This window comes from Actinocrispum sp. NPDC049592, from assembly GCF_040675465.1.
Classification (GTDB): Bacteria; Actinomycetota; Actinomycetes; order Mycobacteriales; family Pseudonocardiaceae; genus Kibdelosporangium.
This window is the reverse complement of record NZ_JBFAPA010000002.1, coordinates 411,937-435,290: the sequence shown is the minus strand read 5'-3', so window position 1 is coordinate 435,290 and position 23,354 is coordinate 411,937. Positions and strand designations below refer to the sequence as shown.

General features: G+C 69.2%; 22 protein-coding genes and 2 pseudogenes. 8 read left to right on the top strand and 16 right to left on the bottom strand.

All coding sequences use genetic code 11. From position 1 onward, the window contains the following. Window positions 1-11 precede the first annotated feature (11 nt). Complete coding sequence (gene pgl, locus AB0J95_RS08680) at window positions 12-734, top strand: 6-phosphogluconolactonase (protein ID WP_364754332.1); 723 nt, start codon at window positions 12-14, stop codon at window positions 732-734. 154 nt (window positions 735-888) lie between these two features. Further along, window positions 889-2,133, top strand: coding sequence for a protein kinase (locus AB0J95_RS08675; RefSeq protein ID WP_364754329.1), 1,245 nt, complete (start codon window positions 889-891; stop codon window positions 2,131-2,133). A gap of 377 nt (window positions 2,134-2,510) precedes the next feature. On the opposite strand, the pseudogene AB0J95_RS08670 reads toward AB0J95_RS08675, so the two are convergent. Both AB0J95_RS08670 and AB0J95_RS08665 read right to left on the bottom strand, forming a co-directional pair. After that, window positions 2,511-3,476: pseudogene (locus tag AB0J95_RS08670) on the bottom strand (glycerophosphodiester phosphodiesterase family protein); the annotation flags it as partial. 36 nt (window positions 3,477-3,512) lie between these two features. Then, window positions 3,513-4,538 (bottom strand): annotated as a pseudogene (locus AB0J95_RS08665) (glycerophosphodiester phosphodiesterase family protein); the annotation flags it as partial. Window positions 4,539-4,687: 149 nt separating this feature from the next. On the opposite strand from AB0J95_RS08665, the gene AB0J95_RS08660 reads away from it, so the two are divergent. Further along, entirely contained in the window at window positions 4,688-8,029 is a 3,342-nt protein-coding gene (locus tag AB0J95_RS08660; protein WP_364754326.1) for a phosphodiester glycosidase family protein, read from the top strand. Here AB0J95_RS08660 and AB0J95_RS08655 read toward each other — a convergent pair. Together AB0J95_RS08655 and AB0J95_RS08650 are read right to left on the bottom strand one after the other, a co-directional pair. After that, window positions 8,026-8,889, bottom strand: coding sequence for a zinc-binding dehydrogenase (locus AB0J95_RS08655; RefSeq protein ID WP_364754323.1), 864 nt, complete (start codon window positions 8,887-8,889; stop codon window positions 8,026-8,028). The genes AB0J95_RS08660 and AB0J95_RS08655 overlap by 4 nt on opposite strands. Then, window positions 8,877-9,503 carry an alpha/beta family hydrolase gene (locus AB0J95_RS08650; protein WP_364754321.1) on the bottom strand — a complete coding sequence of 209 codons (627 nt, stop codon included), beginning with the start codon at window positions 9,501-9,503 and terminating at the stop codon, window positions 8,877-8,879. Before AB0J95_RS08650 ends, AB0J95_RS08655 begins: the two co-directional genes overlap by 13 nt. Before the next feature lie 44 nt (window positions 9,504-9,547). On the opposite strand from AB0J95_RS08650, the gene AB0J95_RS08645 reads away from it, so the two are divergent. The 3 genes from AB0J95_RS08645 to AB0J95_RS08635 are packed head-to-tail and all read left to right on the top strand — an operon-like array spanning window position 9,548 to window position 10,233. Continuing rightward, the gene (locus AB0J95_RS08645; RefSeq protein WP_364754318.1) at window positions 9,548-9,868 is read left to right on the top strand and encodes an alpha/beta fold hydrolase; all 321 of its coding nucleotides are present in this window, start codon (window positions 9,548-9,550) and stop codon (window positions 9,866-9,868) included. Continuing rightward, on the top strand, window positions 9,846-9,986 hold the full coding sequence (locus AB0J95_RS08640) for a hypothetical protein (protein ID WP_364754316.1): 141 nt from the start codon (window positions 9,846-9,848) through the stop codon (window positions 9,984-9,986). Before AB0J95_RS08645 ends, AB0J95_RS08640 begins: the two co-directional genes overlap by 23 nt. Next, on the top strand, window positions 9,976-10,233 hold the full coding sequence (locus tag AB0J95_RS08635; protein WP_364754314.1) for a hypothetical protein: 258 nt from the start codon (window positions 9,976-9,978) through the stop codon (window positions 10,231-10,233). Before AB0J95_RS08640 ends, AB0J95_RS08635 begins: the two co-directional genes overlap by 11 nt. Here AB0J95_RS08635 and pabB read toward each other — a convergent pair. Continuing rightward, window positions 10,178-11,548: an aminodeoxychorismate synthase component I gene (gene pabB / locus AB0J95_RS08630; RefSeq protein WP_364754311.1), complete on the bottom strand. Its 1,371-nt coding sequence runs from the start codon at window positions 11,546-11,548 to the stop codon at window positions 10,178-10,180. The two genes, AB0J95_RS08635 and pabB, sit on opposite strands and share 56 nt — an antisense overlap. 491 nt (window positions 11,549-12,039) lie before the next feature. On the opposite strand from pabB, the gene AB0J95_RS08625 reads away from it, so the two are divergent. Then, window positions 12,040-13,125, top strand: a complete 1,086-nt coding sequence (locus AB0J95_RS08625) for a histidine kinase (protein WP_364755026.1) — start codon at window positions 12,040-12,042, stop codon at window positions 13,123-13,125. A 196-nt stretch (window positions 13,126-13,321) separates the two neighbouring features. Here the strand turns inward: AB0J95_RS08625 and AB0J95_RS08620 are convergent, their stop codons facing one another. From AB0J95_RS08620 to gap, 6 genes are all read right to left on the bottom strand, one after another. Continuing rightward, window positions 13,322-14,449, bottom strand: a complete 1,128-nt coding sequence (locus AB0J95_RS08620; protein ID WP_364754309.1) for a hypothetical protein — start codon at window positions 14,447-14,449, stop codon at window positions 13,322-13,324. A gap of 176 nt (window positions 14,450-14,625) precedes the next feature. Continuing rightward, the gene (locus AB0J95_RS08615) at window positions 14,626-14,967 is read right to left on the bottom strand and encodes an RNA polymerase-binding protein RbpA (RefSeq protein WP_364754306.1); all 342 of its coding nucleotides are present in this window, start codon (window positions 14,965-14,967) and stop codon (window positions 14,626-14,628) included. 73 nt (window positions 14,968-15,040) lie between these two features. Beyond that, on the bottom strand, window positions 15,041-15,274 hold the full coding sequence (secG, locus tag AB0J95_RS08610; RefSeq protein ID WP_364754303.1) for a preprotein translocase subunit SecG: 234 nt from the start codon (window positions 15,272-15,274) through the stop codon (window positions 15,041-15,043). Between the two features lie 296 nt (window positions 15,275-15,570). After that, the gene (gene tpiA, locus AB0J95_RS08605; RefSeq protein ID WP_364754300.1) at window positions 15,571-16,356 is read right to left on the bottom strand and encodes a triose-phosphate isomerase; all 786 of its coding nucleotides are present in this window, start codon (window positions 16,354-16,356) and stop codon (window positions 15,571-15,573) included. Window positions 16,357-16,362: 6 nt separating this feature from the next. Further along, a complete protein-coding gene (locus AB0J95_RS08600) occupies window positions 16,363-17,559 on the bottom strand; it encodes a phosphoglycerate kinase (RefSeq protein ID WP_364754298.1) in 1,197 nt (398 codons plus the stop codon). Between the two features lie 10 nt (window positions 17,560-17,569). Further along, window positions 17,570-18,577, bottom strand: a complete 1,008-nt coding sequence (gene gap, locus AB0J95_RS08595) for a type I glyceraldehyde-3-phosphate dehydrogenase (RefSeq protein ID WP_364754296.1) — start codon at window positions 18,575-18,577, stop codon at window positions 17,570-17,572. Window positions 18,578-18,789: 212 nt separating this feature from the next. Between gap and AB0J95_RS08590 the strand changes: the two genes are divergently transcribed. Further along, entirely contained in the window at window positions 18,790-19,215 is a 426-nt protein-coding gene (locus tag AB0J95_RS08590; protein ID WP_364754293.1) for a Rieske (2Fe-2S) protein, read from the top strand. A gap of 31 nt (window positions 19,216-19,246) precedes the next feature. Here the strand turns inward: AB0J95_RS08590 and AB0J95_RS08585 are convergent, their stop codons facing one another. The 5 genes from AB0J95_RS08585 to yvcK all read right to left on the bottom strand — a co-directional run bounded on the left by AB0J95_RS08585 (window position 19,247) and on the right by yvcK (window position 23,343). Continuing rightward, a complete protein-coding gene (locus tag AB0J95_RS08585; protein WP_364754291.1) occupies window positions 19,247-19,390 on the bottom strand; it encodes a hypothetical protein in 144 nt (47 codons plus the stop codon). Window positions 19,391-19,424: 34 nt separating this feature from the next. Further along, on the bottom strand, window positions 19,425-20,330 hold the full coding sequence (locus AB0J95_RS08580; protein WP_364754289.1) for a hypothetical protein: 906 nt from the start codon (window positions 20,328-20,330) through the stop codon (window positions 19,425-19,427). A gap of 38 nt (window positions 20,331-20,368) precedes the next feature. Then, window positions 20,369-21,259: a hypothetical protein gene (locus AB0J95_RS08575; RefSeq protein WP_364754287.1), complete on the bottom strand. Its 891-nt coding sequence runs from the start codon at window positions 21,257-21,259 to the stop codon at window positions 20,369-20,371. 81 nt (window positions 21,260-21,340) lie between these two features. Next, window positions 21,341-22,327 carry a DNA-binding protein WhiA gene (whiA, locus tag AB0J95_RS08570; protein WP_364754284.1) on the bottom strand — a complete coding sequence of 329 codons (987 nt, stop codon included), beginning with the start codon at window positions 22,325-22,327 and terminating at the stop codon, window positions 21,341-21,343. Beyond that, window positions 22,318-23,343, bottom strand: a complete 1,026-nt coding sequence (gene yvcK, locus AB0J95_RS08565; protein WP_364754281.1) for a uridine diphosphate-N-acetylglucosamine-binding protein YvcK — start codon at window positions 23,341-23,343, stop codon at window positions 22,318-22,320. The genes whiA and yvcK overlap by 10 nt, the downstream gene beginning before the upstream one ends. Between the last annotated feature and the right edge of the window lie 11 nt (window positions 23,344-23,354).

Below are 23,354 nucleotides of genomic sequence, written 5' to 3'. Positions count from 1 at the left end.
AAATGGCGGCCATGACTGCACCCCAGGTCGTCGTCTTCGCCAACCCGGACCTGCTCGCCGCCGCCACGGCCGCCCGCCTGATCACCCGGCTGACCGACATCCAGGCCGAACGGGGGTCGGCGTCGCTGGTGCTGACCGGTGGGCGGACCGGGACCGCTGTGCTCGCTCACCTGCTGGCCGCGCCCGCGAAGGACGCGGTGGACTGGTCGCGCATCGACTACTACTGGGGCGACGAGCGGTTCCTGCCCGCCGGTCACCCGGACCGCAACGAGACCCAGGCCCGGGAGGCGTTCCTCGACCATGTGAACGCCGACCCGGCCCGGATCCACCCGATGGAGCCGTCCGACGGCCGGTTCGGTGACGACCCCGACCAGGCCGCGGCGGCCTACGCGGAGCTGATGCCGGACGACTTCGACGTGTTCCTGCTGGGTGTCGGCGAGGAGGGGCACACCGCGTCGATCTTCCCGTCCTCTCCAGCGGTGTTCGAGACGTCGAAGGCCGTCGTCGCGGTTCGTGACTGCCCGAAGCCGCCACCCACCCGGGTGAGCCTCACGTTGCCCGCGATCCGGACCGCCGACGAGGTCTGGTTGCTCACCACCGGCGACTCCAAGGCCGACGCGGTGGCGTCCGCCCTGGGTGGCGCGACCGAGGTCGAGATCCCCGCCGCGGGCGCCCGCGGGGTGAGCCGGACGTTGTGGCTGCTGGACCGGACCGCGGCCGCCAAACTTTCGTAGGGGTGCCGGAAAACGGCGATCTACGTGGGTCTAAGCTCGGTGCCCTCGTACTCGTTGATACGAGACCCCTTTGACGGATATTGCATACATAACCCCTGGTTGCGGGTTGTGCATATCGGTGTGCTGTCGATCGGCCGTGTCCTAGCTTCGAGGGATGTCCGACGAATCGGGGATCCGCGTCCTGGCCGGGCGGTACCGGCTGATCACGCGGTTGGGGCATCGGATGATGCGTGGCTGGGACACGCATCTGCGTCAGGTTGTCGCGGTCCGGTTGTTCCCGCCGCCGGATGGTTCCGACCAGGTGGTGGAACGGGCCAGTGCGTTGCTTGAGCTGGCGCATCCGGGTCTGGTGCGTGTGCTCGACGCCGGGAACGCCGACGGTGAGCCGTTCCTGGTGGTGGAGTTCATCGCCGGCACGACGCTGAAGGCGCGGCTGGCCGAGGGCCCGTTGCCGCCCGAGGTGATCGGGCCGATGGGTGCGCAGCTCGCGAAGGCGTTGGCGTACGCGCATTCCCGCGACGTCGTGCACCGGGACATCAGGCCGGGCAACGTGTTGCTGGGTCCGGGCGACGAGCCGTACCTGACCGACATCGCCCTCGCCGAGACCCCCACACCCGCCTACGTCGCCCCCGAACAGATCGAGGGCAGGCCCCCAAGCCCAGCGGCGGACATCTACGCGCTGGGCTTGGTGCTGTTGGAAAGCCTGAAGGGACAGGTGGAGTACCGCGGCGATGACATCGCCACGATGCGCGCGCGGCTGACCCACCCACCCCGGATCCCGCCGGACCTGCCGCTGACCAAGGCCCTCGAGGCGATGACCGCGGCCGACCCCAGTGACCGTCCAAACGCGACAGAGTGCGTCGACCTGCTGCAGGGTTACTCGCGCAAAGCCCGGGTACAGACCAGAACCGTGCTGATCGCCGCGGTGAGCGCCGCCGTCGTCGCCACCGGCGTCGCGTTCTTCGTCAACCAGTCCGACCACAATCCCCCACCCCGCCAGGCAAGCGTCGAGGAACCCCTCCGCCAGGCACCCCCACCCCGCCGCGCGCCGACAACCGGAGCGACGCCCGCGGGCCCAACGGTGTCCGACGCCTCAACCCCCGTGGTCCAGGAACGCCCCATCGCCACAACCACCACCCCAGCAGAACCACCACCCCCACCTCAGCAGCAACTCAAACCCCCACCCCAGCGAACCACGATCACCTTGACCGACAGCAACAACGACGTCTACGTCTACGACCCCCAAGACAACCAGGCCGAGGACCAAGACAGCGAGTACCAAGCCGTGCTGCCCCAGGTGAAGAACCCGCCAAACTGGTACAAGGCGCTGCAGCACTACTGGAAGGTCAAGAAACCCAGGAAGAACAAAGAGACCACCGCCCCACCGCCTCCCTCGTGAGCGGCGCACCGCCCACGAGGGAGGCGACCAGGGCGCCCACTCCCTGAAACAAAGTCGTGCCCTGAGGCCAAACCGGCCTCAGGGCACACTTCTGTTGAACTGAAGACCCGAGGCAGTTCAGGTTCACCGATGGAGCCAAAGGCCCAAGGCGGCTCGGCTTGCGGGTGTGGCCGGATGATCTGGCCGAGTTGAGCCACTTCTGGTGCGGCAGCGCGATTTTGTGCGGGGTGGCGGCGCACATAAGCTTGTCCGCGGGGCAGGTCGCCAGACCTGCCCCCTTTTGTTCTGCCCGTGCGCCGCAGGGGTCCCCGCACAAAATCGCGCTGCCGCACCAGAGCCCCGCCCACCTGAGCCAGCGTGGACGGGGCCAACAACCCTTAACGAAGGCCGTTACGGCGGGCGACGGCGATCAGCATGTCGGGGTCGTCGGAGATGATGCCGGTGACGCCGAGATCAATCGCCTTCTGGATGGTGACCTCGTCGTCCAGGGTGTAGGGCACGACCTTGAGGCCGTACTTCGACGCGAGGGTCGGTGCGTCCGGGCCGAAGTAGTAGGACGGGTCGGTGCGCAGGTACCAGTCGGTGGAGGCGACCTTGGGCTGGTTCGGGTAGTGGACCTGCCAGTTCGCGGAGATCGTCGAGGCGCCCGCGGCGCGGACAAGCTTGCCGACGTCCTTGAACTTCCACCAGTCCAGCCCGCCGGTCCACGGGCTGACCACGGACGGGTCGCCGTACACCGCCTGCAGGGAGCACTCGTCGGCCAGCGACTTGCACTCCTCCGGACCGTACTGCCAGATCAGCGCCACAGTCTCGATCCGGGGGTCGATCGCGTGCGACAGGCGGATGGTCCGCCAGTCGAACGACTGGATCGTGGCCCTACGCGCCAGGCCGTTCTTCTCGATCGCGCCCACCAGTTGGAAGGTGAACTGCCAGAACGGGGCCGTGTTCTGGATGACCGGGCTGAGCTTCGTCTCGATGTTGAAGTGGATGTCGGTCCGGCCGCTGGCGCGGACCAGGTCGAACACCTCGGTCAGCGTCGGGATCTTCTCTCCTGGCTGCGTGACCTGGTCGGGGAAGCCGGGCGCCTGCTTGGTGCCGCAGTCCAGGGTCTTGATCTGCGCCAACGTGAGGTCGTGGATCGGCTTGCCCACATAGGGAAACGACGGGTCACCAACAGAAACAGGGTTGGTGTCCTGGCAGAGCGCCGGGTTGATGGTCTGGTCGTGCGCCACCACGAGCTGGTCGTCGCGGGTGATGCCGATGTCCATCTCCAAAGTGGACACTTCCGGCAGCTTCAGCGAATACCCGAACGACGACAGGGTGTTCTCCGGCCGCACCGACCGGCCACCGCGGTGCGCCTGCACGTCGAACGGCGAAGCGTAAGCCTGCGGCAGGCGGAAACCGCGTTGCTGCAACACCTTCCGCAGCACGTCCGGGTAGTCGGTGATGAGGCCGTCCACACCGTCGTCGATGAGCTTGTTCATCGTGGCGGTGTCGTCGACGGTCCACGGGACGACCTTGATCCCGTTGTCGTGCGCGTGCTTGACCATGTCCCGCGTCACGTAGGGCACGTACCCGGGGTCGGTGACCTTGCCGTTCTGCGGCGTGCCGTGCACCGGCGAGAACGCCGACGCGCCGAACGACTTGACCGCCTTGATCGGGTCGCCGCCGAAGTCGTCGATGTCCAGCCCGCCCAGCCACGGGGAACGGCCCGGCCTGCCGGTCTGCAGGAAGTCGATGTTGGTCAGCGCGACCAGCGGCAGCTTGGGCGCGACCTGACGCATCCGGATCAGCGAACCCCAGTCGAACGACTGGATGGTGACGCGGTCGGCGAAGCCGGCCTTGCGGATCTCCGCCGCCGTGACCTGCACGAACTGCTCACGCGGGGCGGTCTCGTCCGGCGCGCCGGCCTCGACCTTGGTTTCCACGTTCAGCTTCACGCTGCCCGCGCGATACTTCTTCACCAGGTCGAACACCTGGCTCAGCAGCGGCATCCTCGAACCCGGTGAGAGCACCTGGTTCGGGAAGTCCTTCAGCTTCTTCGCACCGCAGTCCAGCGTCTCGACCTGAGCGAGCGTCAGCGTCCTGACGAACTTGCCGACATACGGGAACTCCGGGTCGCCAGGCGTGGCCGGACCGGTGTCCACGCACTTGCTGCCGTCCACCTTGCGGTCGTGCGTGACGACCGCCTGGCCGTCCTCGGTGATCTGCACGTCCAGCTCCAGCGTGCTGACGCCGAGGCGCAGCGCGGCGCCGAACGAGCTGAGGGTGCTCTCGGAGCGCAGGCCGATGCCGCCCCGGTGGGCCTGTAAGTCGAACTCGCCGCGGTTCTGGTTGGCCTGGGCGGGTGCTGCCACCAGCCCTGCGACCAGGGCGAGCGCGAGCCCTGTACCGATCCGTCTCATGGCCCGGGATGCTTTCAACGCGACATGACGCGGATTCAACGGTTCACTGAACTTTTCACCGGACTACACCGAAAGGCGGTTACCTAGGCAACGGGTTACCAGGTTGGCTGTCATCTCGTAAAGTCTTCACCGCCTTGCGGGAGTCCGTCGTGTCACTTCGCCGTGCCTTGCTGGCTTTGCCGCCTCTCCTGGTGTTCGGGCTGGTCACGCCCGCCACCGCAGCCCCCGTGGCCGACCTGCCGGGGGTCGCCTCGACCCGGTCCGCGGTCGACCCGGCGCACCGGATCGAGACGTCGCGGACGTCCAGACCGGTCGCGCCTGGCGTGACCTTGTCATCTTTCGACTGGTATGAGCCCGGTGACGCGGGCGGTTGGGTGCGGGGCGACTCGCTCACCGTCGACCTGGACGCCGGCACCACCGTCGACTACCTCTCCCCCGGCCACGTCACCGACGCCACCGCGGTCTCCACACAGGCCACGGCCAGGCGCGCGGTCGCCGCGGTCAACGGGGACTTCTTCGACATCAACAACTCCAACGCGCCCGAAGGCATCGGCATCCGGTCCGGGTCGCTGGTCAAGTCCGCCGAGAGCGGGCACAACCGGGCGGCCGGGATCGACGCCGCCGGGATCGGCCGCGTGATGGAGGTCTTCTTCGACGGCACGCTCACCACACCGGCCGGGTCGGTGCCGTTGACCCAGTTGAACAGCGCCCGCATCGACGCCAACGGCATCGGCGTGTTCAACCCGGTCTGGGGAACCTACTCACGCGATCGGGCGACCCAGGGTGCCGCGCGAGTCACCGAGGTCATCGTCGCGGGTGACACGGTGACCGAAATCCGGCCCAAGGCAGGCGCGGACGCGTTGCCCGCCAACGGCTACGCCCTCGTCGGCCGCGAAACCGGCGCGGACACGCTGGCCGCGTTGCACGCGGGCGACAAGGTGAAGGTCGGGTACTCCTCGCGGACCAGCGACGGCAGCACGCCGAAGGCCGCGATCGGCGGCAACCAGCTGCTCGTCCGCGACGGCCAGATCGTCGCGCCGGACGACCCGCTGCACCCGCGCACCGCGGTCGGGTTCTCCCAGGACGGCAAGAAGATGTTCCTGCTCACTGTGGACGGTCGCCAAGCGCCGTACCTGTTGGGGCTCAACCTCAAGGACCTCGCGGCGATCATGAAGGAGATGGGCGCCTACAACGCTTTGAACCTCGACGGCGGCGGTTCGTCCACATTGGTCGCGCGGGAGCCGGGCACCGACGAGCTGGAGGTCGAGAACAAACCCTCCGACGGCGGCGAACGCCCGGTGCCCAACGGTCTCGCGCTGTACGCGCCCGCCGGAAGCGGTGTCCTGAAAGGCTTCTGGGTGCAACCGGCGAGCGACCCGGAGAGGTCGCCCGGCGCGAACACCATCCCCGGCGGCCGCCCCGATCGGGTGTTCCCGGGGCTCACGCGGCGTATGCAGGCCCACGGGTACGACGAGACGTACGGCCCGGCCAAGCCCGGACCGTTCAGCTGGCAGGCCCGGGGCGGCGGCTGGATCAGCGCCGACGGCGTGTTCCATGCGACTCGCGCCGGTTCGGTGAAGGTCACCGCCCGGCGAGGTGCGGTCACCGGCGACTCCGACCTGACCGTACTCGGCGCGTTGACCCGCGTCTCCCCCACCACGAACCGGCTGAGCCTGCCCGGCCAGGCGGCGACCAGCACGTTCGGCATAGTGGGCTTCGACGGCGAGGGCTTCTCCGCGCCGATCGAGCCCGCCGACCTCAAGCTCGACTACGACCGGTCCCTGGTCGGCATCACGCCGACCGCCGACGGCTCACTACAGGTGAAAGCGTTGCAGCCGTTGGGTTCCACGGTCGTCACGGCGACCGTCGGTTCCCGCGTTGCCAAGGTCGCGATCACGGTCGGCCTGGAGGAGCGGAATTTCGCCGCTTTCGACGACGGAGCCTCCTGGACTTTCGGCTCCGCACGGGGAACCGGGTCGGTCGCGCCGGTCCCGAATGGACACACCGGCGCCGGTTTGAAGCTCTCGTACGATTTCTCGCTGTCGACCGGAACCCGTACGGCGTATGCGAACCCGCCGCAGCCCATCAAGATCGAGGGTCAGCCGCTCGCCTTGGGCGCGTGGGTCTACGGCGCCGGCAAGGGTGAGTGGACGGCGTTCACGGTGACCGACGCCGCCGGGCAGACCCGTTCGCTCTACGGCCCGTACATCACCTGGACGGGGTGGAAGTACCTGGAGATCGCGGTGCCGGCCGAGCTCGCGTTCCCCATTTCGGTGAACCGTTTCTACACGATCGAGACCAAGGCGGACCGCCAGTACACCGGCGAGGTACTGATCGACGACTTCGTCGCCCGGGTGCCACCGTCGGTGCGGATCCCGCCGGAGCCGGTGGTCACCGACCCGGTAGTGGTCCAGGACGGGACCGTGAACGGCAAGCAATGGCGGTTCGCGGTGATGTCCGACGCGCAGTTCGTGGCCCGCAACCCGGACAGCGACCTGGTGAAGGCGGCTCGCCGGACGTTGCGGGAGATCAAGGCGCAGCACCCGGACTTCGTCGTGGTCAACGGAGACTTCGTCGACGAGGCCGCGCCCGAGGACCTCGCGCTGGCGCATCGCGTGCTCAACGAGGAACTCGGCACCGACGTGAAGTGGTACTACGTGCCGGGCAACCACGAGGTGATGGGGCCGGGCACGATCGACAACTTCCGCCGCGAGTTCGGCCTCACCAACCAGACCTTCGACCACAACGGCACGAGGTTCGTACTGCTGGACACCTCGTCGCTGACCATCCGGGGCGGCGGGTTCGCGCAGACCGCGATGCTCAAGCAGGCCTTGGACTCCGCGCGCACCGACGCCTCGATCCGTTCGGTGGTGGTGATCGAGCACGTGCCACCGCGCGATCCCACGCCCGCCAAGGGAAGCCAGCTCTCCGACCGCCAGGAGGCCGCCGTCCTGGAGCAGTGGCTGGGCGACTTCCGGCACGCCACCGGCAAGGGTGCCGCGTTCATCGGCGCCCACGTCGGCGTGTTCAGCGCGTCCCATGTGGACGGTGTGCCGTACGTGATCAACGGCAACTCCGGGAAGTCCCCCGCCGGGGACAGCACTCTGGGCGGGTTCACCGGCTGGACGATGTTCGGCGTGGACTCGCGCCGGCCGGACTGGTTCGCCGCGGAGATCCGGCCGCACGTGGACTCGCTTTCCGTGGAGGCACCGGCCTCGCTCGACCTGCACTCACGCGGCAAGGTCACGGCGACGGTGACGCAAGGGACGCGCAAGGTCCCAGTGGCGTATCCGGTGAGCGCCGACTGGTCCGGGTCGCCGAACCTGCTGATCGGCGACTGGTCCCAGTGGCGGCCGTGGCACGTCGCCCGTCTCGATCCGGCGACCGGCGAGCTGACTCCGTTGTGGCCAGGGACTTTCACCGTCGCGGTGACGGTCAACGGGGTCACGGCCAAGTCCACTGTGGAGGTTGCGATGCGGAAGGCGGGCTAGCCGATGTGCAGCACGATCTTCCCGTTGGTCTTCCGGCTCAGCAAGGCGTCGATGGCCATGGAGTGGTCGCGCCAGTCACATTCCAGGGTGATGCCGCAGTCCAGCTGGCCGCGCGCGACCAAGCTGCACAACCGGGTGAGGTCCGTGATTCCGCTGTCGTGGGCGGCGATCTCGTCTGGGTTGTTCAGCGTGTAGATCCGCGCGCCCGCTGAGCGGTCGAAGCGGCCGGCCCGGAAGGTGACCTCGCCGTCCGGGTCCGGGGTCGCGATGTTGACCAGGGTGCCGCGTTTGGCCAGGTGCTCGATGGCCTGGCCGAACGTGGCACCGCCAACACAGTCCACAATCAGGTCGTAGTCGCCGGTCATCTCGTCGCCGCGGCCGTGCGCGGTGACTTCCGCACCGCCCAGTCCGGCCAGCTGGACCGCGAACCGGCCCACCCCGCCGGTCGCTCCGGTGACCAGAACCCGTTTGCCCAGCAGGAAACCACCGATCTCGAGGGACCTGAGGGCGGTGATGCCCGCGGTCGGCAGGGTGGCGGCCTGGGCGTCGGTGATGCCGTCCGGGATGGGCGCGAGGGTCCGGGTCGGGATCGCCGCTTTCTCCGCCCAGGCACCGGATCGGACCAGGCCGACGACTCTTGTTCCCGCCGGTGGGCCACTTCCGTCTTGTGCTTGCCGGAGAACGACTCCCGCGGCGTCCCACCCGGTGGTCCGTCCTTCGGGTTTGGCCGCCAGGTCAAGGACTTCGCCGCGGTTGAGGGAGAACGCCTTGACCCGGACCAGGGCCTGGTCGTCTCGCGGGACCGGGTCAGCGGCCTCGGTCAGCTCGACGTACGGGGCCTTCGTGGTCAGCGCGAGCACTGGACGCCCAGCCAGCGCGCGACCGTGTCGGTGATGCTCGCCAGCGCCTTGTCCTGGTCCTGCGGGACCCGGAAGGTGTGATCCGCCCGCGGCACCTCGAAAAGCTCGAACCCCTTGGGCAGCGGCGGGAAGTCTTCAGGCTTGCCGAACGGGTCGAGTCCACCTTGGACGATCAGCGTCGGCAGCCCGGTGTCGTACAGCTCCCCCACATCCCAGACATCGTCCGGCTTTCCGAACCCGTGCAACGGGAACGCCAACGCCAGCACCTTGGCCGCATGCAACCGTTTCGCCGTCCGGGCGGCCACTCGCGACCCCGCGCTGCGGCCACCCGCCACCACCGGCACGCCGACCGCCGCGAACCTCGGCCACACCGTCGCCCAGGCGTGGTCCAGCACCTCGGTGGAGGCCCACCGCCCGCCGGTGACCCGCCACGGCTGCTCCATCAGCACCACCGTGACCCCGCGCTCCGGCAGGGAATTCGCGAGAGTCTGCAGGTCAGGCGTCTCGATCCCGCTCGAACCGCCATGCCCCAGCGCCAGCACGACCTTCGGCGCGTCCGCGCGGAACCACGTCAGCCGCGCATCGCCCACCGGCGTCGCCACCACCTGGATCATGGAATGAGTTTGCCAGCTTCCCGCCCAGGGTAAAGCCCTATTTCATGGGGTTCGAGCCGTTCGACGTCGTCACCTCCGCCACCACGATCCACGGCTGCCGCACCGGCACCGGCCCACCCGTCCTGCTGTTGCACGGCATCCGCGAGACCCATCTGATGTGGCGCCGGGTCACCCCGCTGCTGGCCGAACACTTCACCGTCGTGGCCACCGACCTGCGCGGTTTCGGCCACAGCGGCGTCGCTGGGCCGAACTCGATGCGGGAGCTGGCCCGCGACCAGCTCGAAGTCATGGCTGCCCTGGGGTACGAACGGTTCGCGGTGGCCGGGCACCTTCGTCGACCACATGCTCGACGAGTGGGCCGGTGAGGATGTGTTCCCGCCGGAGGTCCGCGCCGAGTACACCGCCCAGTTCGGCGACCCGGAGCGGGTGCACGCCATCTGTGAGCAGTACCGGGCGGCGGCCACTGTGGACTGTGGACTGTGAACTTGATCTGGCGGAGGGCGGCCCGATCACCTGCCCGACACTCGCGCTCTGGAGCGCCATGGGGCCGTTGGCCGCCTGGTACGACCCGTTGGAGATCTGGCGGGCATGGTGCACCGATGTCCGCGGCCGGCCGGTCGCCGCGGGGCATTTCCTGCCCGAAGAAGCACCCGACGAGGTCACGTTGGAGCTGGTCAGGTTCCTGTCGGGAACTCCGCACGCAGCAGCCGGAGCATCGCCGACGCTTTGACCACGGTCTCGTCGAACTCGTCCTCGGGGACGGAGGGGTCGATGATCGCGCCGCCGACGCCGAAGGACGCCTCGCCGGGGCGCATCACCAGGGTGCGGATCACGATCGACAGGTCCACCGCACCGGACAGGGAGAAGTAGCCGAGCGCTCCGGAGTAGACCCCTCGCGGGCCTTGTTCGAGCGAGTCGATGATCTCCATGGTGCGGATCTTGGGCGCGCCGGTCATCGAGCCGCCGGGGAACGCGGCCTGCACGCACCGCACCGGCGAGACGTCCGGGCGCAGGCGGGCGCGGATCGTGCTGACCAGCTGGTGCACGGTCGCGTACGACTCGACAGCGAAGATCGACGGCACTTGCACCGACCCCACCTCGGCGACCCGGCCCAGGTCGTTGCGGACCAGGTCGACGATCATCAGGTTCTCTGCGCGGTCCTTCTCGCTGGTCGCGAGGTCGTGCCTGAGCCACTCGTCCTGAGCTGGGGTTTCACCGCGCGGGCGGGTGCCCTTGATCGGTTTGGACTCGACCGCGCCGTCCTTGGTGATCTTGAGGAACCGTTCCGGTGAACAGCTGAGCACCGCGCGGTCGGCTAACCGTAAGTAAGCCCCGTACGGCGCCGGGTTGAGCGCCCGCAGGTGCCGGTAGGAATCCCACGGGTCGGCGTCGACACGGGCGGTGACCATGTTGGTCAGGCACACCTCGTAGGACTCCCCCCGGCGGATCGCCTCCTGGCAACGCGCGATCATGTCCAGATACCCGGACCGGCCGTGGCGTGCGAAAACGTCCTCGGCGGCGGCCGGGGGCCGGGCCGGTGCGCCGTCCGGCAGGGCGGCGAGCAGCGCCGAGGTCTCGGTGATCCACTCGTCGTCCACCGACACCAGGTGGACAGTGCGGTTCTCGGAGGTCTCATGGTCGAACACGATCGCGCGGTCGACGTACATGAGCACCGCGTCCGGGTCGGGCGACGTGTACGCCCGGGCGCCGCCGCACTCGGCCTTCAGCTCGTAGCCGAGGTAGCCGACCCAGCCCAGCGTGAACTCGACCGGCAGGTCCGGGATCTCGACCGGCACCGCGAGCGCCTCCTCGAGCCAGTCGAACAAGGACGTACCGGCGGGCTGACCGTCCACCTCGACCCGGCCGGGCCACACCTTGGCCACCCGCGTGGCGGCGCCCATCGCCGACCACGTTCCGTCCAGCCAGAACGCGTAGGGGGTGTCCCGGTACAGCGCCTCGAACGCGGCCTCCGGGTCGACCGGGAAGTCCAACTGGCATGCCCTGATCCGGATGGGCGCGTCCACGAGGCTGGTCTTCTCGGTCACTGGAGCATTGTTCAGGGCCAAACGGACAACTTCCACGTGGGGTGGCACACCTTGAACCGAATGCGCTACCGACGTTCGTCCTGCCGGAATGTGCGATCGCACATTCCTTGCCGACCGGGCGTCCGCGTTCGAGGATCGGACTGTCTTCATAAGGTGACGCACGGCGAACACCCCTTGCCGGCGTCGGAGAGGCCGAGCCAATGCCACGACAAAGACACCGGCCGGCCGGAGAGCATGGCGGGGCCACGAGCCCAGGCGATGTTCCCCGGCAACGAGGTGGCTCCCCCACGAGGTCACCGGCGACCGGGGACAGCCAACTGCCGATCCTCCAGGACACGCAGGCCCAACCGAGGGGTACCACGGTGGTCACGCACACTTTGACAGCCGGGCAGACAGGGGACGTGGTCGACAAGGTCACGAACGCCCGCAACCGTTTCGCGAGCCTCGACCGGATCGCGACCTTCCACCGGCATCCAGTCGCCAGGGGGCTGATGCTGGACGCCATCGCGGTGATCGTCGCGGTGGCCGACGTCTGGCTGGTGATCCCGCAGAAGGCGCAGACGTACTCGATCGTGCTGTCGGCGTTCGCCTGCACCGCGATGATCTTCCGGCGGCGCTGGCCGTTCCTCGCGGTCCTGGTCACCGTGCCCGGCTACCTGGCGGGATGGGCGCAGCTCGCGTCCATGATCGCCCTGGGCACGCTGGCGCGGCGCAAGCAGTGGATGTGGCAGACCATGATCGCGGCCGGGCTGGTGTGGACCTGCCGGTACGTGAAGTGGCCGCTGGACGAGTTCTTCGACCTCAGCTGGCGCGCGCACATCCTGAATGGCATCTACGGGATCCTGGTGGCGGGAATGCCCGTGGCGATCGGACTGCTCATGGCCCTGCGTGTGCAGCTCTCGCAACGTCTCGCCGAACTGGCCGCCAGCCGCGAACGCGAACAGCGCCTGCACGAGCAGACCATCCGCGCGGCCGAACGCGCGAGCCTGGCCCGCGAGATGCACGACGTCGTGTCCCACCAGGTCACGCTGATCGCCATGCAGGCCGGCGCGCTGGTCGTGTCCGCGCAGGACGACGAGTCCCGCCAGGCCGCGAACACCATCCGGCAGCTGAGCAAACGCACCCTCGACGAGCTGCGCGACCTCGTCGGCGTGCTGCGGTCGGGCATGGACGACGACTTCCACCCGGGGCTGGAGGAACTGCCGCAGCTGCTGCGCAACTCCGAGGTGCCGGTCGAGCTGCTGGAGAAGGAGGTCCCGGATCCCGTGCCGCCAGCGGTGTCCCGGGCCGCGTACCGGACCGTCCAGGAAGCCCTGACCAACATCAACAAGCACGCCCACGGTTCCCGGGCCACGATCCGGATGTTCCCGTGCGGCTCGGCCCTGATCGTGGAGGTCGCCAACGACCGCCCCTCGTTCACCCTCGACGGCCCCTCCGCGCACCTCCCGTCCGGCGGCCATGGCCTGATGGGCGTCCGTGAACGCACCGTCCTGCTCGGCGGCACCTTCCACGCCGGCCACACCCCCGACGGAGGCTTCCGCCTCTGCGTCACCTACCCCCTCGACACCACCAAATAGCGCGGTTTTCCTTTTGGGGCGGCCGGACATCCGGCCGCCCCAACTTCCGCGCACGCCGCGACGAGGGTCCCCGCCAGGGGGATCCCCTGCTTTCACGGTTTCACGGGGAGGCGACAGTTCGCGGGCGTCGGGGTCTCACGGGCCGCGAGTTGTCCACAGGGGAGGGTTGTCCACGGTTCAGTGTTCGCGGGCTTGCCTAGTAACCCCTGGGCGGGTAGCCGTTGGGTGGGTATTGCGGCTGCGGGTATTGGCCGTACTGGGGTTGCGGGTGTTGGGGCTGTGGGAAGCCTTGGGGGGCCGACGGCAGGGGCTGCGCGGGTGGGTACGGCATCGGCTGCGGGGCTGAGGGCTGGGGGTAGGGCTGCTGACCCATGGGCGCCGGTTGGGGGTTCGCTGGGACCATCGGGAACGGTGGCTGGGCCATCGGTCCGGGTTGCTGAGCCGGTTGCATCGGAAACGGCTGGGATGCGGGTGACTGGGCCGCTGGCTGCATGGGGAAGGGCAGCGATGTGGGTGCGCCGGGTGCGGGGAATGGCTGGGATACGGGCGGCTGCATGGGGAAGGGCTGGGAAGCGGGGTACTGGCCCATGGGCGGCATTCCCGGGGCGAGGCCGGGTTGTTGCGGGGCGGCCGGGTAGCGCTGGAGAAGCTGCTCGGGGAGGCTTCGGGCCAGGGCTGTCACCGTGCGGCCGATGTCGATGATCTCCTGCGGCGTTGTGCGCGTGAAGGTGTTCACCATGGCGTAGATCAGCTCGTTGCCGACGATGGCCCATTGGGATAGGCGCAGTTGGCGCATGGTGGCGATCACTTGGGGTGTGAACAGCTCCGCGGCCAGGTTCAGGTCGCCGTCGAGGATGTGCTGCTTGTTGAAGTCCAGGTCGGGGGTCTGGGGGTGGGGGGCGTTGCCGGCCCAGATGCGGCGCGGGCCGATGTGCAACGGCGGCAGGACGTTCGGCAGTTTGACGACCCAGACGGTGTTGACCTCGTTCGAGTCGTTGTAGACCACCGAGCCGTAGGAGGTGACCTTGGTGCGGCGCTGGTAGTCGAACACCGTCACGTGCGCGCCGTCGAGGGGGCCGCTGATCACGCCGAACACCACCCGGCGGTCACCGCGCTCGGTGAACGGCGGGATCTGCCCGTAGGTCTGCAGCAGCTCCGGCGCGTACGGCACGAACTGCCAGCCCTGGCTCATCGCGAACTGCTGGCGCTCCGCGTTCTTGATGTCCTGGCGTTTGCGCAGGAACTGCCGCGGCAGCACCAGGGTGAACACGTTGATCAGGGCGAAAACCCCGACGATCCCGATGATTGCCAGCACGACCAGCACAGCACAGACCCCCAGGTCTCGTCCCCCAGCCGAACCGAGAAAGTCCGGCAGTTCGCCCGAGAACCTACCTCACGCGTGCCCGTCGCGCGGCGCAAGCACACAAAGAGGGGCAAAGATGAAAACGCGGTGAAGCCGGACCGGGTGTCCACTCCCGGTCCGGCTTCACCGCGAAAGCCTCAGCCCTCGCGCTGGGCGCGGAGCTTGGCCAGCGCCTCGGCGAGGATGGCCTCACCGTCGGCGTCCGACCGGCGCTCCTTCACGTACGCGAGGTGCGTCTTGTACGGCTCGTTGCGGGGCGCGTTCGGCGGCGCCTCCCGGTCCTTGCCGCCGGGCAGGCCGCAGCGTGGGCAGTCCCACGACTCCGGCTCCTCGGCGTCCACGGCGAACGACGGACGCGACTCGTGCCCGTTCGCACACCAGTAGGACACCCGGCGTCTCGGCGCGGACTCACCGCGCTCCGACTCGCCCATCGGTCCAGCGCCGACCCGGGTACCCCGAATCGCGTTTCCACCAGCCATCGATCCTCACACCCCCATCACACGGCAACCGAGTTGATCGCCTGACTTCGCCGATCCCCAGCGGCCGGCCTGATCACTGGATCTTGATCAGCAATCCGAGCCCGATGATGCAGATGAGCCAGATGACGCCCACGATCAGCGTCGCCCGGTCCAGGTTCTTCTCGACCACGCTGGAACCGGACAAGCTCGACTGCATCCCGCCGCCGAACAGCGAGGACAGACCACCACCGCGACCCCGGTGCAGCAGCACCAAGAGGATCAACAGCACGCTGGTGACGATCAAACCGATTTGCAGAGCCAGTTCCATTTCATCCTCGCTGTCGCACGGCAGGAACCACAGGTTACCTCGTACGTGTCGCGGTTTGACCACGGCCCGTACAATTCCCGGAACAGTTGCGTGACGAAACCAATCGTCGGCCCTGCCGCTGGGGGCGAGCCGAGCCAGATCGGGGTTTGCCGGATTTCGCACGAAGACCCCTGCGGCGCACGGGCAGGGCAACAGCGGCCAGGGCTCCGCCCTGCCCACCGGAAAGCGTATGTGCGCCGCTACCCGCACAAAATCCGGCCCCGGCCCCGCTTTCGCGGGCCGGGGCCGCTTGTCCATCAGACGAACGGGCCGCCGGCGGCCATGGCGGAGAGCTTGGTGAACTCCTCGCCGTCCAGGCTCGCGCCGCCGACCAGGGCACCGTCGATGTCCGACTGGGCCATCAGGTCCGAGACGTTGCTGGACTTGACCGAACCGCCGTAGAGCACGCGCACGGCGCTGGCGATCTCGGCGCCGTACTTCTCGTCGAGCTTCTTGCGGATGGCGGCGCAGACCTCCTGGGCGTCGGCGGGGGTGGCCACCTTGCCCGTGCCGATCGCCCACACGGGTTCGTAGGCGATCACGATGTTGGTCACCTGCTCGGCCTTGAGGCCCTTGAGGTCGGCGGTCAGCTGGTCGCTGCAGTGCTCGACGTGGCCGCCCGCCTCGCGGACGTCGAGCTTCTCGCCCACGCACAGGATGGGGGTGATCCCGTGCTTGAGGGCGGCCTTGACCTTCTTGTTGATCAGCTCGTCGCTCTCCTCGTGGTACTCGCGGCGCTCGGAGTGGCCGACGACCACGTAGTGGCAGCCCAGCTTGCTCAGCATGGGGCCGGAGATGTCACCGGTGTAGGCGCCCGAGTCGACCGGCGAGAGGTCCTGGGCTCCATACTTCAGCTTGAGCTTGTCGCCCTCGATGACGTTCTGCACGGCGCGGATCGCGGTGAACGGCGGCAGCACCGCCACCTCGACCTTCGCGTAGTACTTCTCCGGCAACGAGAACGCGATCTTCTGCACCAGCGCGATGGCCTCGAGGTGGTTGAGGTTCATCTTCCAGTTGCCCGCGATCAGCGGCGTGCGTGCCATTTCGTGTCAGTCCTCCAGAACCGTGACGCCGGGCAGTTCCTTGCCCTCCAGGAACTCCAGCGACGCGCCGCCGCCGGTGGAGATGTGCGAGAAACCGTCCTCCGGCAGGCCGAGCTGGCGCACCGCGGCCGCGGAGTCGCCGCCGCCGACCACGCTGAACGAGTCGCCGTCGACCAGCGCCTGCGCGACGGCGCGGGTGCCGCCCGAGAACGCCTCGAACTCGAACACGCCCATCGGGCCGTTCCAGAACACGGTGGCGGCGTCGGCGAGCTTGGCCGCGAACAGCTCCCGGGTCTCCGGGCCGATGTCCAGGCCCTCCCGGTCGGCGGGGATCGCGTCGGCCTTGACCACCTCGAACTCGGCGTCCGGGGCGAACCCGGTCGCGGCGAGCACGTCCACCGGCAGCACCAGCTCGACGCCGCGCTTCTCGGCCTCGGCCAGGAAGCCCGACACCTGCTCCAGCTGGTCTTCCTGCAGCAGCGAGTTGCCGACCTCGTGGCCCTGGGCCTTGAGGAAGGTGTACGCCATGCCGCCGCCGATCAGCAGCCGGTCGACCTTGGTCAGCAGGTTCGCGATGACGCCGAGCTTGTCGGACACCTTCGCGCCGCCGAGCACGACGACGTACGGGCGGGCCGGGTCCTCGGTGAGCTTGCGCAGCACCTCGACCTCGGCCAGCACCAGGCCACCGGCGTAGTGCGGCAGCCGCTTGGCCACGTCGTACACGGAGGCCTGCTTGCGGTGCACGACCCCGAAACCGTCGGACACGAACACGGTCGCCAGCGCGGCCAGCTCGTCGGCCAGCGCGCCGCGCTCGGCCTCGTCCTTGCTCGTCTCGCGCGCGTCGAACCGGATGTTCTCCAGCAGCGCGACCTCGCCGTCGGCCAGCGAGTCCACAGTGGACCTCGCCGACGCACCGACCACGTCGGCGGCCAGCTTGACCGGGGTGCCCAGCAGCTCACCGAGCCGCCTGGCGACCGGGGCGAGCGAGTACTTGGGCTCGGGCGCGCCCTTGGGGCGGCCCAGGTGCGCGGCGATGACCACGCGGGCGCCGGCGCCGGTCAGCTGCCGGATGGTCGGCAGCGACGCGCGCACACGGCCGTCGTCGGTGATGGTCTCGCCGTCGAGGGGGACGTTCAGGTCGGCGCGCACCAGCACGCGCCGACCCGCGACACCCTCGGCCAGCAGATCAGCCAGGGTCTTCATGGTGGTGTACTCAGCCCAGCTTCGAGGCCACCAGGGTGACCAGGTCGGCGAGGCGGTTGGAGTAACCCCACTCGTTGTCGTACCAGCCGACGACCTTGACCTGGTTGCCGATCACCTTGGTCAGCGGCGCGTCGTAGATGCAGGACGCCGGGTCGGTGACGATGTCGGCGGACACGATCGGGTCGGTGTTGTAGCGCAGGTACTTCGACAGCGCGCCCTCAGCGGCGGCCTTGTACGCGGCGTTGACCTCGTCCAGGGTGACCTCGCGGCCCACGGTGACGGTCAGGTCGGTGGCCGAGCCGGTCGGCACCGGCACGCGCAGCGCGTAGCCGTCCAGCTTGCCCTTCAGCTCCGGCAGGACCAGGCCGATGGCCTTGGCCGCGCCGGTGGAGGTGGGCACGATGTTCAGCGCGGCGGCACGGGCCCTGCGCAGGTCCTTGTGCGGCGCGTCCTGCAGGTTCTGGTCCTGCGTGTAGGCGTGGATGGTGGTCATCAGGCCACGCTCGATGGTGAACGCGTCGTGCAGCACCTTGGCCAGCGGGGCCAGGCAGTTGGTGGTGCAGGAGGCGTTCGAGATGACGGTCTGCGTGCCGTCGTACTTGTCGTCGTTGGCGCCGAGCACCACGGTCAGGTCCTCGCCCTTGGCCGGGGCGGAGATGATGACCTTCTTCGCGCCACCCTCGTCGACGTGCTTGCGGGCGTCGGCGGCGTTGGTGAAGAAGCCGGTCGACTCGACCACGACGTCCACGCCGAGGTCCTTCCAGGGCAGCTTGCCGGGGTCCCGCTCGGCCAGCGCCTTGATGGTCTTGCCACCCACGACGATGCCCTCGTCGGACACGCTGACCTCTTGCGGCAGGCGGCCGAGGATGCTGTCGTACTTGAGAAGGTGGGCCATGGTGGCGACGTCGCCCAGGTCGTTGAAGGCCACGATCTCGATGTCGTGCCCGCCAGCCTGGATGGCGCGGTAGAAGTTGCGGCCGATCCGGCCGAAGCCGTTCACACCTACCCGGACCGTCACGGTGTGTCTCCTCTGCTCAGCTGTCAGCTCTCTAGCTCTTCTTTGTCGGCGCGAGCCAGCCTAGTGCCCTGGTCGTAGCGTCGGGCATGAAGTGCCGACGGCGTCACTTTATCGAATCAGAACACGGATGGTTGAACCGGGTTTGACCGCGAGGCGTGATCTTGGGGCAAGACCGGACTGCATACTGCACACCACCACACCCTGGAGTTGTCTTGCCGGATCCCACCCGCCGCACCGTGATGTGCGGCCTGCTGCTCGGACTGGTCTCGCCCGCGGCGCTGGCCGCCTGCTCGTCGCAGTCCCCGGCGCCTGCCTCGTCGTCGGGCTCGGGCGGCGGCGCCTCGGGCACCACCCTGGCCAAGCTGTCGGACGTGCCCGTGGGCGGCGGCAAGATCGTGACCGGCCCGTCGGGCAAGGTCCTGCTGGTGCGGCCGAGCGAGAACGAGGTGCACGGCCTCGACCCGGTCTGCCCGCACATGGGCGTGACCGTCGACCCGCCCAAGGGCGGCACCATCACCTGCCCGGGTCACGGCAGCGTGTTCGACGGCGCCAGCGGCGACCTCAAGAAGGGCCCGGCGACCACCGGCCTGACGAAGATCGCCGTGAAGATCAACGGCGACTCGATCGTCACGGCCTAGCAGGCGGGCGCTGGGATCGCCGTCGGGTTGCTCAGCCGCGGCGGCCCTCGTCCCAGCCACGGCCGGACTTCAGGCCGGCGGTGCCCCCGGCGACGGTCGCCTGCCGACCGACCTCGGCGTACACCATCGCCCGCGGCTTCGACGGGTTGCCGGAACGCTCCACGACCGACACCACGACGTCGGACTCCTCGTTGCCAACGCCGTCGGAACTAGTACGCGGGGATGTCGGTGGCGGCCGGGCTGCTGCTCGTTCCGTTGAGGACGACGGCCTGGCTGGACGTGACAGTGAACGCCGTGGGCTGGCTGAAAAGCATGAAGGAGCAGCTCAGGGTGAAGCCGCGGCGGCTCTCGTCCCAGTCGCGGCCGGACTTGAAGTAGACCAGGTACAGCCCCTCGGCCCCCGGGATCCCGGTAATGCCGGGGAACCCGGTGATGGTGGCCTGACGACCGGCCTGGACGTACATCATCACCTGCGGCCGCGACTCGTTGCCCTGCATGTCGACGACCGACACCACGGCGTCGAACTCCTGGTTGTTGGTGATGGTGAGCGTCCCAGGCCCTTTGGCGCCGCTGCGAACGAGCACATGGCCGTTGTCGTTCCTGCGGTCCAAGGGGGCCGGTGGTGGCGCCGGGGGCGGGACGGTGATGGTCACCGGGAATCCCCGATCGCCCATCGCTTTCAGTTGCGGCTCAAGGGGTCGGAGCACCGCGTTGACGTCCTCGCGGTCGAGGGCGGCCCAGTAGGCCTCGTTCCCGCAGGCGTCGGTGGCCGGCTCGTTCTTGCGCGGCCCGTCCCAGATCCGTGCGGCGGTCTGTGCCAACGCATCGGCCAGCGCGGTGTTCGCCTCGACCAGCTCGTCCGGCACGGTCAGCATCCGGACCCGGTTCTCGCCGTCGTGGAGCCGCTGCCACAGCTCGTTGGTCGCGCCCGCCACATCCCGCTGCGACCGCGCGTTCTGCAGCGCGGTGATCGCGGTTGTGAGCACCGTTCCCACCCCGGACATCTCCATCCGGTACTCGTCCAGACTCAGCGTCCTGGGCGGTTCCAGCGGCGGAAGGCACGCACTCAGCAGTCCGGTTGCCGCCAGCACCAACACGATCCGACGTGACCGCACGGCGGCCTCCTTCTTCATTCAGCAAGCGGGACTGGGGGTCAGTAGCCGGGAACCGTGCTGGTGGACGCGTTGCCGCCGGCGGACTGGATCAGGCTGATCTCCCAGTCGGACTTCTGGTCGAAGGACTGGTCGAACTTCTCGTAGTGGCAGTCGCGGGTGAAGCCACGGCGGCCCTCGTCCCAGTCGGTGCCGGACTTGAAGTACACCTGGTAGGTACCGGAGATCCCGGTGACCGTCGCACCTTGACCCGCCTGCACGTAGACCATCACCTGGGGTTTGGCCGGGTTTCCGCCGGTGACAACGGAAATCGCCACATCGCTGGTGTCCGAGTTGGTGATCTTCAACCGGCCGCGGCCCTTCGGCCCGGACCGCAGGAGGACCTTTCCGTTGGCACCACGGCGGTTCTGCTCGGGTGTCGCCGGCTCGTCCGGGATGAACGCGCTCACCGGATAGCCCGCGTCGTTGAGCACCTTCATCGGGCCCGCGAGCGTCCGGATGTCCACATTGACGTTCTCCCGCGCGTACGCGAGCTGGTCCACCGGGTTGTTGCAGGCGTCAGCCGGAGGTGTCGCGTTCACGTCGACGGACTTCAGGCGCAGCGCGGCGCTGGTGAGGGCGTGGAACATCGAGTTGTTCAACGGTTCGGCGGGCGCGGGCGGGTTCAACGTGGACAACCGGTTGCCCTCGGACTGGAGCACCTGCTGCACCGCGAGGCGCGCGTTGTCCAAGTCCGGCAACGATCCCGCGTTCTGCACGGCCGCGACCGCCGGGGCGACGGTCTTCTCCATCACGCCGATCTGCGCCTGGTACTCGGCGGTCGTCATCCGGGCCGGGGGCGCCGAGGTCGACGGCAGCGAGGAGATCACCGTCTCGCCGCCGCCACTGCACCCCGCCAGAACCACGACGGCCACCGCAAGCGTCCACCGCATGACTCCCCCACCCCCGTACGAGTCGCTTTCCAGCAACGAAAACGTACCGGCCGGAGGTGGGGAGCGGTCCCACCGTAAGGGCTATACCTCTTCTTCCAACATCTCCGCGGTGACGGCGGACTCGGTCGAGGGCAGGCCCAGGTCCTTGGCGCGTTTGTCGGCCATCGCCAGCAGACGGCGGATCCGGCCGGCGACGGCGTCCTTGGTCATCGGCGGCTCGGCGAGCTGACCCAGCTCCTCCAGCGATGCCTGGCGGTTGGCCAGCCGCAGCTTGCCCGCGGCGGTCAGGTGCTCGGGCGCCTCGGGGCCGAGGATCTCCATCGCGCGCTGAACGCGTGCGGCCGCGGCGACGGCGGCCCGCGCGGAGCGGCGGAGGTTGGCGTCGTCGAAGTTGGCCAGGCGGTTCGCGGTCGCCCGCACCTCGCGGCGCATCCGGCGCTCCTCCCACGCGAGCACGCTGGAATGCGCGCCCAGGCGGGTCAGCAGCGCGCTGATCGCGTCACCGTCCCGGATCACCACCCGGTCGGCGCCGCGCACCTCACGCGACTTGGCCTGGATGCCCAGCCGGCGGGCGGCGCCCACCAGCGCGAGCGCGGCCTCCGGCCCCGGGCAGGTGACCTCCAGCGCGGAGGACCGCCCCGGCTCGGTCAGCGACCCGTGCGCCAGGAACGCACCACGCCACGCGGCCTCGGCGTCGCACACCCCACCGGACACCACCGCGGCGGGCAACCCGCGCACCGGGCGTCCACGGGGGTCGAGCAGGCCGGTCTGCCGGGCCAGGCCGTCGCCGTCCTTCACCACACGCACGACGTACCGGGTGCCCTTGCGCAGACCACCGGAGGTGATCACGTGCACGTCCGCGTGATGCCCGTACAGCTCGTGGATCTCCTTGCGCAGCCGCCGGGCCGCCGAACCGGTGTCCAGCTCGGCCTCCACCACCACGCGCCCGCCCACGATGTGCAACCCGCCCGCGAACCTCAGCAGGGAGGACACCTCCGCACGGCGACAACAGGTCTTGGACACAGCCAGTCGGCTCAGCTCGTCCTTGACTGCCGCGGTCATCGCCACGTGTCCTCCTCTCCCCCGCGGGGCTCACGCCCTGCGTATCCCACCATCTCCCGGCCGCGCGCGCTCCTTGTCTCGGTCAACGCGTGCAGCAGGCTTTGCGCGAGCGCACCGGGATCGTGCCGGTCGGCCGACCCTGGCGTGCTCACCGAGGCCAGCAACGCCTGCGCGCCGAGCCCGGCGGCGGCCCGCCGCAGCCGGTCCGGCGTGGGCACCGCGTCGACATCGGCGATGACCGCGTCGACCCGGAGCTCCGGAGCGTGCTCGCAGAGTACGTCCAGATGCTGTTCGGGCGAGAACCCAGCCGTCTCGCCCGGCTGCGGCACCAGGTTGAGCACCACCACACGCGCCGCCTCGGTCTCCACCAGCGCCCGGTGCAGGTCGGGAACCAGCAGGTGCGGCAGCACACTGGTGAACCACGAGCCCGGGCCGAGCACCACCATGTCGGCCGCGCGCACGGCGGCCAACGCCTCCGGGCACCCTGTCGGGACGTCGCCGGAACTCGTTAGCAGCCGGATCCGCCGGACCTGGCCGGGAGTGGTCGCCACGGCGACCTGACCCCGGATCCGGCGAATGACCGCCGGGTCGGAGTTCAGGCCGGTCACGTCCGCCTCGATGTCCAGCGGTTCGACCGACATCGGCAGAACCCTGCCGGTGATGCCCAGCATCCGGGCGGCCTCGTCCAGGGCCGCGACCGGGTCGCCGAGGACCTCGATCAGCCCGGACAGCACGAGGTTGCCCACCGCGTGCCCGGCCAGCGCGCCGGTGCCGCCGAAACGGTGCTGGAACACCGTGTTCCACAGCTTGCCATTGTCGCCGGTCCCGGCCAGGGCCACCAGTGCCTTGCGCAGGTCGCCCGGCGGGAGCATGCCCAGCTCGCGGCGCAACCGCCCGGACGACCCGCCGTCGTCGGCGACCGTCACCACCGCGGTCACCTCCGGTGTGATCTCCCGCAACGCGCTGAGCGTGGCATGCAGACCGTGCCCGCCCCCGAGTGCGACCACTCTGGGGGCGCCCACGTTCGAAACCC